Annotated in this window: 11 protein-coding genes; all 11 read left to right on the top strand. The window is 49.6% G+C overall.

Going from position 1 to position 17,279, the window contains the following annotated elements; all coding sequences use genetic code 11:
- Positions 1–40: 40 nt before the first annotated feature.
- The 11 genes from BMY60_RS03015 (at position 41) to BMY60_RS02970 (ending at position 17,279) form a co-directional block, all read left to right on the top strand.
- Positions 41–508: a phage tail protein gene (locus tag BMY60_RS03015; RefSeq protein ID WP_090331108.1), complete on the top strand. Its 468-nt coding sequence runs from the start codon at positions 41–43 to the stop codon at positions 506–508.
- Positions 509–522: 14 nt separating this feature from the next.
- Entirely contained in the window at positions 523–687 is a 165-nt protein-coding gene (locus BMY60_RS15620) for a DUF5908 family protein (RefSeq protein ID WP_177166556.1), read from the top strand.
- On the top strand, positions 688–1,377 hold the full coding sequence (locus BMY60_RS03010) for a CIS tube protein (protein WP_090331106.1): 690 nt from the start codon (positions 688–690) through the stop codon (positions 1,375–1,377). It begins immediately after the preceding gene.
- A gap of 8 nt (positions 1,378–1,385) precedes the next feature.
- On the top strand, positions 1,386–3,176 hold the full coding sequence (gene vgrG, locus BMY60_RS03005) for a type VI secretion system tip protein VgrG (RefSeq protein WP_090331105.1): 1,791 nt from the start codon (positions 1,386–1,388) through the stop codon (positions 3,174–3,176).
- A gap of 23 nt (positions 3,177–3,199) precedes the next feature.
- On the top strand, positions 3,200–3,499 hold the full coding sequence (locus BMY60_RS03000) for a PAAR domain-containing protein (protein ID WP_090331103.1): 300 nt from the start codon (positions 3,200–3,202) through the stop codon (positions 3,497–3,499).
- A gap of 85 nt (positions 3,500–3,584) precedes the next feature.
- A complete protein-coding gene (locus tag BMY60_RS02995) occupies positions 3,585–4,007 on the top strand; it encodes a GPW/gp25 family protein (RefSeq protein WP_090331102.1) in 423 nt (140 codons plus the stop codon).
- Positions 4,008–4,285: 278 nt separating this feature from the next.
- Positions 4,286–8,173, top strand: a complete 3,888-nt coding sequence (locus BMY60_RS02990; RefSeq protein WP_177166555.1) for a hypothetical protein — start codon at positions 4,286–4,288, stop codon at positions 8,171–8,173.
- Complete coding sequence (locus tag BMY60_RS02985) at positions 8,157–8,981, top strand: hypothetical protein (protein ID WP_090331099.1); 825 nt, start codon at positions 8,157–8,159, stop codon at positions 8,979–8,981. The genes BMY60_RS02990 and BMY60_RS02985 overlap by 17 nt, the downstream gene beginning before the upstream one ends.
- A 4-nt stretch (positions 8,982–8,985) precedes the next feature.
- Positions 8,986–9,321, top strand: coding sequence for a hypothetical protein (locus BMY60_RS02980; RefSeq protein ID WP_090331097.1), 336 nt, complete (start codon positions 8,986–8,988; stop codon positions 9,319–9,321).
- Entirely contained in the window at positions 9,308–12,424 is a 3,117-nt protein-coding gene (locus tag BMY60_RS02975; RefSeq protein WP_090331095.1) for a hypothetical protein, read from the top strand. Before BMY60_RS02980 ends, BMY60_RS02975 begins: the two co-directional genes overlap by 14 nt.
- Positions 12,405–17,279, top strand: coding sequence for a contractile injection system tape measure protein (locus tag BMY60_RS02970; protein ID WP_090331094.1), 4,875 nt, complete (start codon positions 12,405–12,407; stop codon positions 17,277–17,279). Before BMY60_RS02975 ends, BMY60_RS02970 begins: the two co-directional genes overlap by 20 nt.

The following is a 17,279-nucleotide window of genomic DNA, read 5'->3' as shown; positions in this document are numbered from 1 at the left end:
TAAAATATGAATTGAAAGACGGAAGGTATTGAATTGACAGATGCCGGATGCACAAAAAGATACAATTTACCCGCCTTCGGCTTTTTACTTCAAAGTGATGTTTGGCGGTACCCATGAGAATACGGATACTTCTTTTCAGGAAGTGTCCGGCATTGCTTCTGAAGTGGAGATTGAAACGGTTGTTGAAGGTGGTGAAAACCGTTTTGTGCATCAATTGCCCAAAGGGATCAAGCATCCCAATCTTGAACTAAAGCGCGGCGTTGCATCCAAAGATTCACCGCTGGTGAAGTGGTGTATTGCCGTCATGGAAGGTGACTTTGTGACAGCTATTGAGACACAAGCCATACGGGTTTTTTTAATGAACGAAAATAAAAAGCCGATACGCGGCTGGTTGTTCGATTCTGCTTACCCTGTGAAATGGGAAATTGAAAGCTTTGGCTCGACTAAAAACGAGGTGGCTATCGAAAAAATAGTGTTGAACTATAATTATTCGAAACGTATTGTGTAACGCGCATCATAAAAATGCCTATAGAGATTAAAGAATTACTGATTAAATCAAATATTGTTCAGCGTGCCGTGGACGAACCACAGGATGTTTACGAAGATCGCAATGCTTTAAAACAAGAATTGTTGGCGGAGTGCCGGCATATGATTCGGGACATCATGCGCGAAAAAGAGGAGCGTTAAGTGGCGAATCAGAAAAAGGCGCTGTTGACCATTTCCCGCTGCACAGTCAGTTCAGACGGTAAAATCAGCATTGACAGTTCCAAAAAAAAATTTGAGGCGACGATCAATCCATCCGGATATGAACATGTACTAAGTCTGAGATATGCAAAAAACAAAGTATTGGGGCAACCTGGCACCGAGACCAAATATGATGTAAGTCATCCGGAAAAAATAGTTCTGAAGGAGCTGATATTTGACGGTACCGGCGTTATCCGGTCTTCGAATAATCAACCTGTTTCAGTCAAGAATCAGATCGAACTGCTGCGCAATGTTGTGTATACCTATGATGGCAGCAAGCATGAAGCGCCAATTGTGCAGCTAAAGTGGGGCAGTTTTCTGTTTTACGGCCGCGTGGAATCACTCAAGTTTGATTACACGCTTTTCAAGCCCAGTGGTGTTCCATTGCGCGCCAAAGTAACTTTGGCGTTTGTCGAATATCAAAGCAGTGAAGAAATTGCCAAGGAAGCGGATAATCAGTCCCCGGATTTGACGCATCAGGTTGAAGTAAAGGCAGGCGATACGCTGCCATTGCTTTGCTACCGGATTTACCAGAATAGTGCGTATTACCCGGAAGTCGCGCGTGCCAATAACCTGACCCATTTCCGTGATTTGAAACCGGGAATGCTGCTGCGATTTCCACCGCTCAACTAAGATTTGTCATGGCCGACTCCCCATTAACGGATAGCACCGGTATTGTATCGTTAACCCTGACCAGCAACGGCCAGGCAGTCGCAGATACGGTCCAGATAGTTTCGGTGGAAATAGAGTATTGTGTTAATAAAATTCCCTCGGCCAGAATTGTTATCCTGGATGGGGATATGCCAAATAATGACTTTCCCGTCAGCAGCCAGAATGTTTTCAAACCCGGCGCTGTGATCGAATTATCCTGCGGATACGACAATCAGGAAACCAGTCTGTTTAAAGGCATAGTGATCAGGCACAGTATCAAGATCGATGGCGATAATTATTCGCGCCTAATCGTTTATTGCAAAGATCATGCCGTTGCAATGACGGTCGGACGCAAGAACGCCAACTTTGTCGATGCAAAAGACAGCGATATTATGACGCAGCTGATCAACAGCTATAGCAACGTGTCGGCAGATGTTGCCGTAACCAAAACCCAGTTTAAGGAGCTGGTCCAGTATTACTGTACCGACTGGGATTTTTTGCTGACGCGGGCCGAAGTGAACGGTTGCCTGGTGACGGTCGATGCGGGAACCATCAGTATCAGGGCACCGCAGGTGACGGGAGAAGCGCAATTGACGGTAACTTACGGTATCGATTTAATGGCGTTTGACGCCGATCTTGATGCGTTTGCACAGTACGGTACGGTGAAAGCAACAGCGTGGGACCCATCCACACAGGCAGTTTCGGAAGCACAGGCCGGACCGGTCAGCCTGAACAGCCAGGGAAATATCGACAGCGCAGAACTGGCCAGAGTCATCGGGCCGGACTATTTCCGTTTACAGACCGATATTCCGCTCGATAATACTGCGCTATCAGACTGGGTCAATGGTCAACAGATCAAATCCGGCCTGGCGAGGATTCGCGGCAGCGCGGCATTTCAGGGCAGCGCCAGAGCTAAAATCGGCACATTGATTGAGATAAAAGGTATTAATGACCGGTTTAATGGCAATGTGCTGGTGACTCAGGTCAGGCACCGGATCGTTAGTGGAAACTGGGTGAGCGAAATTGAATTTGGTCTTTCGGAAAAATGGTTCACTGAGCAGCATGCTATCGAGGCGCCACTGGCTTCAGGTTTTGTACCCGGGATTCGCGGTTTGCAAATCGGTGTTGTGAAAAAGCTGGATGCCGACCCGGACGGCCAGTATAGAATACAGGTATCGATACCGGTGATGCAGGCGGACGCTGAAGGTGTGTGGGCCCGTTTGGCCGGCTTTTATGCATCCGGCGATGTTGGTGCATTTTTTATTCCGGAGGTTGGCGATGAAGTCATAATTGGCTATTTGAACAGTGATCCGGCCTATCCAATTATCCTGGGCAGCCTGTACAGCAGTAATCGGAAGCCGCCCTATGAAATAACGGCGGAAAACAATACCAAGGCGATTGTGACGCGCGGCAAGCTGAAAGTCGAGTTTGATGAAGAAAAAAAAGTAATTACACTGATAACGCCGAATAACAATCAGATTGTAATCAATGATGATCAGAAATCGCTGTTCCTGCAGGACCAGAATAATAACAAAGTGGAGCTGAGTCCCGGCGGTATTACACTTGACAGCCCCAAAGACATAAAAATCAGCGCAAAAGGCAAGGTTACCATTGACGCCGTCGACAATGTTGAAGTGACTTCACAGGCGGATATTAACGGCAGCGGGCTAAATGTTAACCTTCAGGCCAACGTCGGTCTGACAGCTAAAGGCAATGCTACGGCAGAGTTGTCGGCAAGCGGGCAGACGACGGTCAAGGGCGCGATGGTTATGATTAATTAATTCGGGTTGTCCGGTCCATTAAAATGCCGCCCGCCGCAAGAATCACCGACATGCATACCTGCCCGATGCAAACACCGGGTGTTCCGCCCATTCCGCATGTGGGCGGGCCGGTGAGCGGCCCGTGCGTGGCGAATGTGTTGATTGGCAATTTGCCGGCGGCGGTGGTAGGCGATATGTGCGTTTGTGTAGGACCGCTGGACAGCATCGTCAAAGGTTCGGCAACGGTGATGATCAGTGGCAGGCCGGCTGCCAGAATGGGCGATACAACTGCACATGGCGGCAGTATCGTGGCGGGTTTGCCCACAGTGATGATAGGCGGCTAACAGACTGCGCTATAACGCGGTGCGGTATCGGCAGCTTTGTGTCTGTTAATGCTGAACAATATATATAATGTAGCAATGGATAAACATGGCGACAGATAAATCCTTTCTGGGTACAGGTTGGGCTTTTCCACCACAGTTTAATCAAAACGGCACGGTCAAACGGGTGTCTGCCGAAGAAGATATTCGTGAAAGCCTGTATATCTTATTGTCGACGTATCCCGGCGAACGAATTATGCAGCCCACTTACGGCTGTGGATTAAAAGCGCATGTATTTGAGGAAATCGATGAGGCCGAAATCACAGTCATAACGGATTTAGTCAGGCGTGCGATCTTGTTTTTTGAACCACGTATCATCGTTGAACGCATTGATGTGGATACGGAAAATGAAACTGATCGTTTAAACGGTCTGATCAAGATTCATATCACCTATGTCGTTCGATCTACCAACAACCGTCATAATATTGTCTATCCGTTTTATTTCATCGAAGGCACCAATGTGCGTACCTAAGGAGCCGTTCATAAATAACTGTAACATTTGGATCGCATCTGGCGGGCACACTGCGGCGTTGTTCGCCGCCGCCATAGCTTGTGCTATGGCTCATCCTCCCGCCTTGCATTGTATCCCGCCAGACGCGCCCAATTGTCACGCTTATTTATTCGCGGCTTCTAAGTGCACAGCGCCGGGCCGGTCTGCAATACTTGGTATTACTGCTGGCCTGCATCCTGATCACACCAGTGTGTTTCGGTTACGCCTGGTTTATCCGGACGGACAGGATACTCGGCAACATGAAATATTGTTCTGACTTGATTGCCGGCAGGCGTTTACGTATTCGTGACGGTACAGGGCAGGCAGACCGTATACTGCCCGCACTGGATCAGGATTATTTTCATTTGATTGATTTGCGTTTTCACGCATTAATGGCCATGGCCGTCGATTATGCCGAAATGATGAAGTTTTATCATTTAAACAATGAAGCAGACGGCAACTGGAGAACATATTTTACGGCCGATGAAACCGTGATCATCGCGATGATACTGTCAACCGATACGAGTAAACTGGCGGCAATGTATGGCTCAGGTCAGTTATTTACAAAACAGAAGCATAGTCACACAATAAATATCCTGCAAACGGCATTGCCAGCCGAGTACCGGCAACAGCTTACAGCTGCTTATTATGCCGCCGGTTTGCTGGATTATTGGCTGGTGTCGCTCAAGCCGGCACAAAGCCGGGCCGGTCATGAACTGCATCAGCTGGTTGAAAGCATCGCCGCCGGACTCAAGGATGACTTGCAGTTGCTGTTACAGCACTTCGCGTATTTTTTGCCCGGTAAACCGTTCAATAGCTACTTTTCCAGCGACCTGATTAAACTGCTGGGTAATCCGGATGTTGAGCAATACACTGAACAATCGGGCTATACGGTCAGACTGGCCGATCCCGCTCTGCTGCGTTCAGGCTTTTTTTCCGTCACCAAGGCGATCGAAATGGTGCAAACCAGAGCTGCCGGTTTGCTGCCGGCCACGTTGTATAGTCAGCGTCACGATCCGGCTACCGGTCTGCTGATTGCTTTTTTACAGCTGTTTCAAAGGCTGCATGAAAAAATCAACCGGTTCACATCGAATTATATTGATTTTTATTATGAGCAAGTACTCGGTGCGCAGGCGCATCCGTTCAAACCGGATTATGCCTATGTGGTCGCCCGTTTGAACAATCCCAAACACACGGCGTTGATTGCCAAAAATACCGTTTTCCTTGCCGGTCTTGATCAGGATAACCGGGAAATCCTTTACGCCAGCAGTAATGATGTGCGCGTTCACGGTGCCAGAATCAGCGCCGTTTATACACTTTTTTTTGACAGGGACCCTCTCAATTCACCTGAAAATCTCCTGCAGGAAACCATTGTACTTCCGTACGCCAGCGAACAAAAAACCAGGCAACTTGCGACGGCAAGCTGGTTAAATACGATTCCCGTGCGCGACGAAGATGCCGTCGCATCTTACACGGATGAAATCGCTTATCCGATTTTCGGTGCGCCAAAAATAACTGAAACGGAAGTTGTTACTGCAACACATGCACGTATCGGTTTTGTGCTCGCCAGTAAAACGCTGTTGCTAAAAGAAGGAAGAAGAACCGTCTGTATCACCTTCAAATTCGCCAAAACGGATACCGAGACAGGTCAACACACACTCGGATACTGGATCAAGCATATTGCCATGACACTGAAATCATCCGCTGCTGGCAATGTCGATACCGGTTACAGTGATGAAGAAACGCAGGATATCTTTTTCAAGGTATTCGGCAATCTCTTTATGATCGATGTTTCTGGTGAAGAGGGGTGGCTGCCTGTCGAGGAATATGTACCGGTTTTTTCAGGTGTCGACAATGCATTGGATGAAAACAGCTTGCGGATTATCTTTACGTTGTCCGCAGATACCCCGGCTGCGGCGCCTTATTCTTCGGCGGTGCACGGTGAAAATTATGGCACGGAACTGCCCGTGTTCAGGCTGTTGTTGAATTCGCACGGTTATCTGTATCCCTACAGTATTCTGAACAAACTGGCGATTGAATTGATCGATATCGACGTGTCGGTCAGCGGCAATCGCAGCCTGACGCTGCATAATCAGCTTGGGCAGTTGTCTGCACTGGCGTCGTTCAACCCGTTTGGACCGCTGCCGGAGGTCGGTTCGTTTTGGGTGATGGGATGTGCCGAGGCTTCAGTCAAGCAATTGACGCATTTCAGCATCGAGATCAAGTGGAGCGGGCTGCCGGCAGGAGTCGGCGGCTTCGAATCATACTACCAGGGTTATGACGGTCCGAACGGTCATGCTGATTTTAAGATCGACATGACCGTGCTGACAGACGGTCAGTGGCTTCCGGGAAGAAGCGCCCCCGTTATTGCCGCACCACTTTTCGCGGTTCAGGAAGTGCATCAGGCGTCAAATGCACTGGATGAGTCCAGGCGGATTTCCTGCGACCCTTTAATGCCGTACTGGAGTCCGTTAGACTACCGTCAGGTATTAACGCAATTCAGCTACACGCCTTCCAGTAAAAAAGGTTTTTTTAAATTTACACTGAGCTCTCCCGTGGATGCTTTCGGTCATAAGAAATATCCACAGGTGCTGGCGCGTGTATTGACGCACAATACCAGGCAACGTATTCCCAAAATGCTAAAAAAAGAACCCAACATACCTTATACGCCAGTCGTTACATCCATCCTGGCCAATTACCGGGCAACGACGCGGTTGACCGTGGGTAAAACGGATGGCGACGCTTTACCAATTCATCAGGACAAGCTGATTCATTTGCATCCCTTGGGCTGGGAAGACGCCGGTGCGGTGGCGGCGCAATACGTATCGCTGCTGCCGCACTATACCTGTTCGGGCAATCTGTTGATCGGGCTGGAAGGATTCGAGCAAGGCGGTTCGCTGACGCTTTATTTTCATTTGCGCGAAAACTCGTTGCCAATGGAAAGCAATTCAATCAATCGGCTGCAATGGTATTGTCTGTCATCGAACCAATGGATTCCATTGACAGTCAAGGAGATTGTTTCGGATACGACGTATGGCTTTATGACTTCCGGAATTGTTACATTAAACGTGCCTGTTGATATCAACCCCGACAATACGATACTTCCTGCCGGTCTGCATTGGTTATGCGTATCTGCAGATCATGATTTGGAAAAATTCTGCAGTCTGTATTCAATTTATGCACAGGCGATTGAGGTAAACCGGCAGATTGATGACATTACCGCAAAAAAACTGATGACATTCAGCCCCCTTCCAGCCGGCAGTATCAAACAGAGTAAACAGTCTATTCCCGGGCTTGACCGTGTCTGGCAAATTCAGCCGTCGGTAAACGGGCGCTCAACAGAAAGCAAATTCGATCTGCGTATCCGCCTGAGCGAGCGGCTGCGCCATAAAAACCGCGCTTTGCTGCCTATGGATTATGAGCAACTTATACTGGCACATTTTCCACAGATATTTAAAGTAAAGTGTTTTGCCAATCTGATACCGGAATATGATCCGTTGTATCGGCGGCTCCGTCCCTGCCTAAAAGCCGGGCATCTGACGATTGTCGCACTGCCTTTTCCGGTCAAACAGATGCGCTATGGCAAGCAGTTGTGGCTTAGCGGGCACCGCGTCAATGAAGTGAAGCAGTTCGTCAAGCAGAATATATCCCCATTTGCCAGCGTTCATTGCGTCAATCCGGTGTATGAAACCATCCAGGTCCGGTGTACAGTTAAATTCAAGGAAGGGTGCACAAGCGGAATGTATCTTGCTAAACTGAATGAAGCAATATCTGATTATATTTCCCCGTGGCATGATACAGTCGGCTACACCAAGCATTTTGGATGGCGTATCAGCAAACATGATATGCAAGCGTATATACAGCAGCTTGCATACATCGACCGGGTAACGAATTTTTCCATGTTACGGATCGCGCCTGATGGCGAGGCATTGTTTGATTTATTCGATAGCGCCGTTGCGACTGAGCCGCAAGATGAATCAGGCGAAATTACACCGGAATATCCCTGGAGCGTTGCCGAACCGATGCGGCAGCATTTTATTGAAGTCGATGACAGTTTCGTAACCATAGCACCGGAAGTTACCGGTATTGGCGAATTGGAAATTGGCAGTACATTCATTGTTCTGAGCAGAGATGGCGAAACGAAATAGAAAAACGCTTGAAGCCAAATTCAAAAACGGCAGTATGCCTGCAGAGACTGCATTTGCCGACTTGATAGATTCGACGCTGAATCTGATCGATGACGGTTTTGATAAAACGGTCAGGGATGGTCTGAGAATTTTTCAGCTCGGAGACGGAAAATTAATGAGTTTTTACCAGAAAATGGAAACGTTGAGTCCGTTATGGTTTGTGGGGCTGGATAAGGCAACGTCCAATCTTAGGATCGGCAATCAGTTCAATCCGAATGTGCTGACGCTGCGCAGCATTGGCGAAACGGATGAAACCGCCGGAGCGGCTCGCGTGGGTGTCGGTATTAATACTGAGCGCCCGCGCTGTGAACTGGATGTGGCCGGAACAGTCGCTGCATATGGCAGGGCTGGAAAAAAGGACGAATTTTCAGTGCCCGCCAATGGTGAATGGTACGATATCAGCAACGTGCTGACTGGGTGCCAGGCATTTGAGGTTGTCGCGGGTGTCGGCGGCCGGGATGCCGATGGCAAATATGCCCTGATGCACGCATTTGCGCTTTGCGCATATCATGCAAAAAATCATATCAGTTACCATCAGGCACATTACGGCGCCAAGTGCAATCAACTGGAATTGCGCTGGGAGCCGGTATCCACAGAAAGCGACAATTTTGAATATGTTTTGCAATTGCGCACGGGTATTTCCTATGGCGACGATATCTGGGTCAGATATCATTTAACCCGGTTATGGGCGGATACGGCGATGTACGAAAGTGAAATAGAGCCGGAAAAGCCGCCTGTATCTACATCCAGAAAGAAACGCACTCCCTAACAAGATGACTGAACGGATAGTGGCGGTAGAAATAAATCTGGAAGAAGGGAGTCTGATACTGACTGCGCTGGCCGAATGTCCGTTCAAGACAGTTTTTGAATTAATCGGCAAACTAAACCAGCAGGCGCATCATCAGTTTGCCGACGCCGCCGATCAGTCAATACAAAAACCGTTTACTTTTTCCGAGCAGGAAATGCTGCTGACTATCGAGGCGCTTGGAAAACTGCCATACGAACAGGTCCATCAGCTGCTGGCCAAGTTAACAATACAAACGGAAAGTCAACTCCAGACGTGTAAGGATGGCGCGGACTTCGTTACACAATCCAATGCCGGCCACTGATCAGATTAACCGTATCCGCAACGATCCGGATGCGCTTGATTTTGAAACGCTTAGAGAAGACGCACTTTCAATTATTCAGAATTTATGCGGCGACAACTGGACCGATTATAACCTTCACGATCCTGGCGTCACTATCCTGGAGCAGCTGTGTTATGCGCTGACCGATTTATCCTACCGCTCTGAATTTCCGGTTGCGGATTACCTGACCGGACACGATGGAACGATTGATTATGCCCGGCAATCACTTTATCCGCCGCATGAAATCTTCCCAAGCTCGGCTGTCACCCAAACCGACTATGAAAAAATTTTATATGATGCGGTGCCTGAGATCGACCGCATCTGGTTCAGACCGGAACAATCCGAACATGAACGCACATCCGAGCTGACCGGGCTGTATACCGTTTATGTCAAAATTGACCAGGACCTGCTGCAAGCGCAGACAGGCGGCGCTGTTAAACCGCTAAAACTTGAGCCGGTCATAGCGCTGATCGTGCGGTTGGAAAATGGTGTTTCGCACTGGCATACGCTCACAGGAAAAATCAGCGCATGCCTGCAAACAAGGCAGAGTCTTCTGAAACGGTGGCATGACCGGCTGAGCCGTGCCGGTCAGCCTTTTACTTCCGGGCAAAGTGCATCATTCGTCCGTCATCTTGCAAAGTCCGGCGAATTATTGGTACGGCTGGAAAAGCAGTTGTCCAGCTGCCGCGATATTGGTGATGAACTGGCTGCCATTCGTGGACTGCTGTCCAAACAGATGCTCAATCCGGAAGGCATTGAAGGGCTCGCAGAACAGTTGTCCAGGCTGGAACAGCAATTTGCCGCGCCGCTGCCAAGCGGGGAATATGAACAGATTCTCGCAACGCTGGATATGCCGTTGAATAAACCGGACGATTTGATTCCCGCTCTGGAAAACGTGCTGCCGCGCCTGACCGTCTCGCTCGGTGAAACGGAACATATTCTGCATGCCACAAAAAATAGTTTGATAACCGCACAAACTGACGCAAAGTCATTGTATGAGGCAGCGGTAATGAAAAAAATCCGCGCGGTGTACTGTGCGCATCGCAGTCTATGTGAGGATATTGACAAAATCCGCATGGTTGAAACCAAACCCTTTTTTTTAACAGGAGAGATTGAGATTCATCCTTCGCACCATGCAGCCAAAATCTATGCGGAAATTTTTTTCAAATGCTCGCGTTATATTTCGTCAAATATCCAAATCGACCATTACGGCGCGGTACTGGCCGGCAAACAAAATTATGAACAGGTGTTTTCCGGACCATTGACGCACCGCGGATATATCCGCGATGAATCGTTAGCAGCGTCACGCAAAATCATCACGGCTGTCGATTTAATGACCTGTATTCGGGCAATCAGCGGCGTTGTACAAATCAGGAATCTTAATCTGACGGACGAAGCCGGAAACCGGCTCGTACACCTGAATGACCATTTGTCCCAGCATGTTTTCCCAGTGCTGCGTTTTTCTCATGCCGACACTGCCGCTCAGGTTTTGCGTCTGGTATTACCATTCGGAAAGACTTCAACGCGCGCTTCCGGGGCTGGTGCCGCCAATACAGTTTTTTTTGATGAATTCCGGCGGGAACTGAAAAAACTGGTTTTTGAATACCAGGCATTCAGACGCAATGTGCAGTCAGTGGCGAAATTTATCGCATCGCCCAATGGCCGGTCGAGGCCGCTGGACGATTATTATTCCATTCAGAATCATTTTCCGGTCATATACGGCATAAACAAAGCAGGTGTGCCGCGTTCAAAACCACTGAATGTGCGCGCAAAAGCCAAACAACTCAAAGCCTATCTTTTCCCATTCGAACAGCTTATGGCCAATTACCTGGCGGGCCTGCAGCAGATACCGGCTTTGTTTTCTTCTGGCCAGAGCCCTGCAAAAACCTATTTCTCGCAGTTTCTGGATAACGCCAGGATACCGGATATCGAACCGCTTTATGCCGGACACGAAGACGAAGCGGCCTGCGCAGCATCATTACCGTCCATCATGGATGATATTCTGCGGCAATATGATGAATACACCGCGCGCAAGAACCGCATACTCGATGTACTGCTAGCACTTTATGGCGAAGTCTATGAGCAACAGCCATTGCTGCGATTCAATTACTACCGGCGTGAAGATGCCTCCAACTGGATCCTGGAACAGAAAGCCAGTTATCTCAAGCTGATTCGCCAAATCAGCAGAGACCGGTGCAAAGGTCAGGATTATTCACATTTCAATTTGACGGCATGTGCGGAAAACGTCCTGGAAAAACCCTCGGGACTGCACGCGAAAATCAGCCTGTTGCTGGGTTTACAGTTTGCAACAACGCCGGCATGGATTGCCAATATCCTGATTAAAAGAAAAAGCCGGCTGGTTGCAGACCGGATACTGGCGGACAGAATTAAATCGGTAGCCGATACCAGCCAAAGTGAAGCCATACCTGGCATGTCAGATAGTAAGTCTGCAGAGTCGCCGGATGTAACGATACCCGCCCAATTGCCCGTTTTCAGCTACGCAATTTTCAGGCAGGGTATACAGCTGGAAAATTTCCGCCTGCTCCGCTCTGAACAGAAAGAGACTGCCGTCTGCTTTAAGCCCAGCCAGGATGCACGGCTCTGGATTCTTACAAAAGAGCCGTCATTCGATGAGGCGGCTAGGTATGCGCGCCGGTTTTGCCGTACCTTGAGTACGCTGAACCGGCAATGTGAAAATTTTCATTTGATCGAACACATACTGCTGCGTCCGCGCGGTAAAGAATCATACGGACAGCCGGATATCGATGCGGCTTTTTTTAATGGCCGTGTCAGTTTTGTGTTTCCATCCTGGACGGCGTGCTTTGCCGACACCGCATTCAGGCACTTTGCCGAAGAAATCATACAAAAAAACCTGCCAGCGCATGTGCTTGCAGATTTTTACTGGCTGGATTTTCCGCGCATACACAATTTCGAGGAGCGTTGCAAAACATGGCTGCAGTGTCTGCAGCAGTTTAATCAGGACCATGATACGGAAATCCTGCCTCAATTAGACCAGGCATCGGAAGCAATGATTACTTTCCTGCTGAAATACAAACGGGGAAAAGATGGCGACTATTGGCTCTGACAGTGCGTCAGCACATATTATCGAACAGGTTACTTTCGATTTTTCGTTTGTGTCTGATGCCATTGCGTATGAGCATGAATCGCAGCTGAGTACCTGGGTTGTAAACGCGTTACTGCCGATTGTGGAAACCATACTGAACGAACATGACGAGACAGGCAGCGTATTGTACATTGAGCAGATAACGCTGGACCTGGGGGAAGTTTCCGGTGCCGATTATCCCTTGCAGGTAATGCAAAAACTCAAGGAGCAGTTCAGCCGTCAGTTAAATGAGATCATGCGCTCCGTATATCGTCAACCGGTCGTGCTGCCGTTTTCGCAATTGTCTGCTGTGACGGCACCCAATGCTACTGATACTGCGCTGCATGTCAACATGCTGCAATCCGGTTTTGACCGTTTAAAGCAGTTTCTGCTGACGGGAAATTTGCCCTGGCATATCGACGCGTCGGGTGCGCATGAACATGAAAAATTGTTGGAACAGGTGCTGCAGGAGGCGCAGACAACGGCGGCATTAAGGGCGTTGTTGACACAAATGCCGCAAACCAGCCGTGCAGTATTTATCTGGCGTATGGTCAATCAGTTCCCCGCCGGCATGCTTGAAACAATGCTGCGTCATGTAGAGCCGCAGCATCACAGGCTGTTGCTTGATCTGATCAAGGCGTTTCAATCGGTATTGTCTGCGTCAGCCTTGCCGGCCGTCAAATACAGTAACGCGATGGCAGTGTTGTGGGCGCGTATCATTGACAGTGTTGCACGCCATGCGCATTTGCCGCATTCGGCGCATTTTTCGACAGTGATTATTCAACTTCTGCAAACGATGGCAGCCCAGGTTCTGCATGAAGAAAAGGACGCGTTGCTTGGCAGGCTGATTAACGCGGCGCGGATAATTCAAGGGACTGACGGGCAGTTGCCGAAAATTTTGTCGGCTATTGCAAAACGCAATTTCCAGGCGTTTGCGCAGACAAACCGCTTTGGGAACATCGCGCAGCAATCGTCCCTGCCGGTGTATGCCGGAACAACACAAACCGGCACGGTCCTGGAACCGGTTAACAGCATCAGGCGCGCGGAAAATAAAGCCATTGCGAGAAACCTGCCATTTTCCATATGGTTGTACCGGCGCATTGTCACGGCAATACAACAAGCCGGTGTGCGTGCAGCGGCACATTATTCAGAAACTGAGCAACCGGCAGATACACAAGCCTTGCAAATACGGCTGCTGGGTATGCTGCAGGATGCTGCAATACGTGCGCAGCTCATAGCCAGGTTATCCAGGCCGGTTCTGATGGATATTGTGTTTACGTTGTCGCCGCAAGCCGCGTTTATTATCGAACAACTCGATTCGAACGCCAGCCGGTTATATCGGCTGACAGCGCACCGGCGCGGGACCATCCGCGTACCGTTTGACGACTGGGTAAGCGGATTCTGGGACAATGCCTTGCGTGTTGTTGCTGCAACTTCCTTGACAGGCGAATTTGCCGCATCCGGATTTGTCCGCGCACTGACACAGCAACTGTACGCAGATACGGACAGTTCAACGTTACTGCAGTTTTGGTACGAAAGTCTGGAACAGATTCATTACCGCAATAACGATTACGAATCCCGCATCCTGCGAAACATCATTGCTGAGGCAATTGCGTATCCGCTTTTTAGCAAGCCCGAACCGTCAATAGCCCGGGCCGGACTGGCGGCAGCATGCATTGCACCGGCGGATGCAACTGAAACAGAACATTATTTTGATCACATCACCTGGCGTATTGTTTCCGCACTGCAACATGCTGCAATTGCCGGAACGGAACAGTTTGCCGCACAATCTGGCATCTTCGGTGCGCAGGCAAACCGGCAATGGTTGCCTGTAATGCTTGCCGATACGGCGATGCGTAACCGGTTGATTGCGAGACTGCCCGAATCCGTTCTGATTGACATCGTTTACAGGCTGTCACCGCAGGCCGCCGATCTATTGACACAGATACTGGCGCACGCCGAAGTGCTTTATCAATCGGTGATTGACCGCCGGAGTCGGAATACAGACATCGATACTGATCTTTCAATCTGGAGGCGGCGTGTGATCGCTAATGCGCTGGACTTTTTGTCTTCAAAGCAGGGCGGAAGCTTGTCTAACGGTGCATGGAATGCAACGGATTTTGTTCTGGCTATGACGCAGGGTTTGTCTGCAAGTCATGGTGATACAGCGATATTACAACTCTGGCATGACGGGCTACGCAGCCAGCCTCAACAGAAAGCGGAGCACAATACGGACAGGATACTGGTATACAGTATCGGTGAAGCTGTTCCGGCCGCAGCGACAGAGGATGCATCCGCTGTAGTTATCGAGGAAATGCGTCAAATTGCTACAGGTTTGGAAGTTGACTTTGCACGGCAGCTGTTGCGGCTTAAAACGGCCTTTGAAAACGGCAGATTGCTTCCCGGCGCAATACCCGAACCCGAACTTGAATCCATGATACACGGCATATTGAAACAGTATCCGGGGTCTACCGATACCAACCGCAGTGCGCTCGTTGATGCGATCGGCAATCATGCCCGGCATACCGTTAACAGAACCGGATACTATTACCGCGTACTGAAACAACTGGTTTATGGTGAGAATATCGATCTGGAAGCAATTGTTTCTGACCTTGAACCGCAGCAGGCGCATCCGCTGGATGCTTCAACTCAGACAGCGGCAACAGCGGAGAAGCCGTTCACATCTGTACCGCAAAGTAATTCAATAATGCAGCATCTGCAGATTGCGTTAAGACAAGCCGGGATCACCGGTTTTCCTGCCGAATTGCTGGAAACAAATCCAATTGCATCAGTCAGCGCACTGTGGGCTGATTACCTGCTTGATCAAAACAAACGGCGGCAATTGATAACCTGGTTGCCACAGTCGGCACTGCTGGACATCAGTTATGTGCTGTCACCGCAGGCCGCGCTTATTCTTGTGCGGCTGCTGCAGCATGCTGAAGAGTTGTTGCAGCATACTGAGAATACGCGTCACACAACGCGTACAGCATGGCAACAGCAGGTATGGGACAATGCATTGCGCTTTCTTGCTGACGCGACTTTGACCGGTACATTTAATATGTCTTTATTTATTCAGACGCTGACACAAAAGCTATCGGACAACGATGACGTAGAATCGGTATTGCGGTCCTGGCTGGCGGCGTTACAGGCGTTACAGGATAAACAGTACGGATATGAAACGAATGTATTGCAAAACCGCATACTGGACGCCATCTCGGCGCTTCCGGCTTTGAGGCGACAGGCTGTGCTGTCCGGTGAACAGACTGGCCTGATTGCAGAAACGCGGACAGCCGATTACCACACCTTGAAACAGCGTTTGAGATCCGCGCTGGATGATGGCCAATTGGTGCTTGCGACATTATCAGAAACCACGGCCAGAGCGCTGGTCCAGGTTATGCTGGAGCGCGACGCCCAGCTAACTGAAAGCGATCGCCGCCTGTTTATCGAGGCGATTGCGTCGCATACGCCGAAATCCGGCAGCAGCGCTGCATATTTCCAGTTGATACTTAGACAGCTGTTGCTTGAGAAAACGATTGATCTGGACGCAATCGCTGCGCAGGCAGAAACTACCGGCAGTTCTGCGTCTGCAGAGCAGGCCGATGCCACAGAGGCTGGGTTTTTCAACGAGGATATCAGTCAACGCATTAGCTTGGCTTTGCGCCGGGCCGCGATTGACGGAACAGAACAATATCTCGAACAGTTCATGCAATCGGGTGATGCCGCTGATGCTCTGGTGTTGCTGGACAATACGGCATTGCGCAAACAGCTGATTGAACAATTGCCGGAATCCATTTTGCTCGATATAACCTACATGGTTTCGCCGCAGTCGGCCTTTATATTGTCGCACTGGCTGTCGCACGCCGAATTTTTTCGGCGGCATGCGGGAAGCACGGGACATGTGACGCCTGACGTGTGGATAAAACAAATATGGGAAAGCGGTCTGAAAGCGCTGCTCACAGCACCGGCTAGCGGCGCAGTGGACGATGTATCCGCTGCAGTCAACTTTGTTCGTGTTTTGATACAGGATCTGGCCGGCAGTGAAGGCGCGTCACGATTGACACGGTTGTGGCATTATGCATTGACACAGGCGCTGGAGAATGCGTATAAGCGCACGCAAAAAAATGCAAATGAAACAGCCGGGGGAATAATCGTACTCGCGCATTTACTGCATGGCGTATTGATAGAGCATAGCGACGATTTCAGTGCGCAATCAGAAAAATCCATAAAGATGCGTGATTCGTCAGCCAGTTTTACGTCAGATATTACATCTGATTTACAGTTTAGCCGGCTAACAGCGTTTGAACTGAACACGGACGAATTCGAGGAACAGACCGGCGATGCGTATTATCTTCACAACGCCGGTCTGATACTGGCGGCGCCTTATTTGCCGCGCCTTTTCAGGATGCTGGGGTGGCTTGATACCGAAGGATTTATCGGCACGCCGGCGGCAGAGCGCGCCGTGCATTTATTGCAGTACATGGTCAGTCAGGAACCGCGCCCGCCTGAATATCAACTGGTGCTGAACAAAATTTTGTGCGGCCTGCCACTAGCCATGCCAGTCGGCCGTGAAATTGAGCTGAGCGTACATGAGCTGGAGACAGTGGAAGATTTGCTGCATGGCATGATCCGGAACTGGAAAGTACTGGGAAAAACTTCCATTAGTGGTTTACAAGAGACTTTTCTGCAACGTAAAGGACAGTTGCTGCTTCAGGAAGAAATATGGTTTCTGACGATAGCGCCCGGACCGTTCGATATGTTGCTGGATCAATTGCCCTGGAGTTTTTCAGTGATTAAGCACAACTGGATGCCGCGGGCGGTTCACGTTACCTGGCGATAG

The sequence above is a fragment of the Nitrosomonas sp. Nm51 genome (assembly GCF_900111165.1).
Taxonomy (GTDB): Bacteria; Pseudomonadota; Gammaproteobacteria; order Burkholderiales; family Nitrosomonadaceae; genus Nitrosomonas.
Note: the sequence above shows the minus strand (reverse complement) of the source record. Positions and strands in the feature narration are given on the sequence as shown.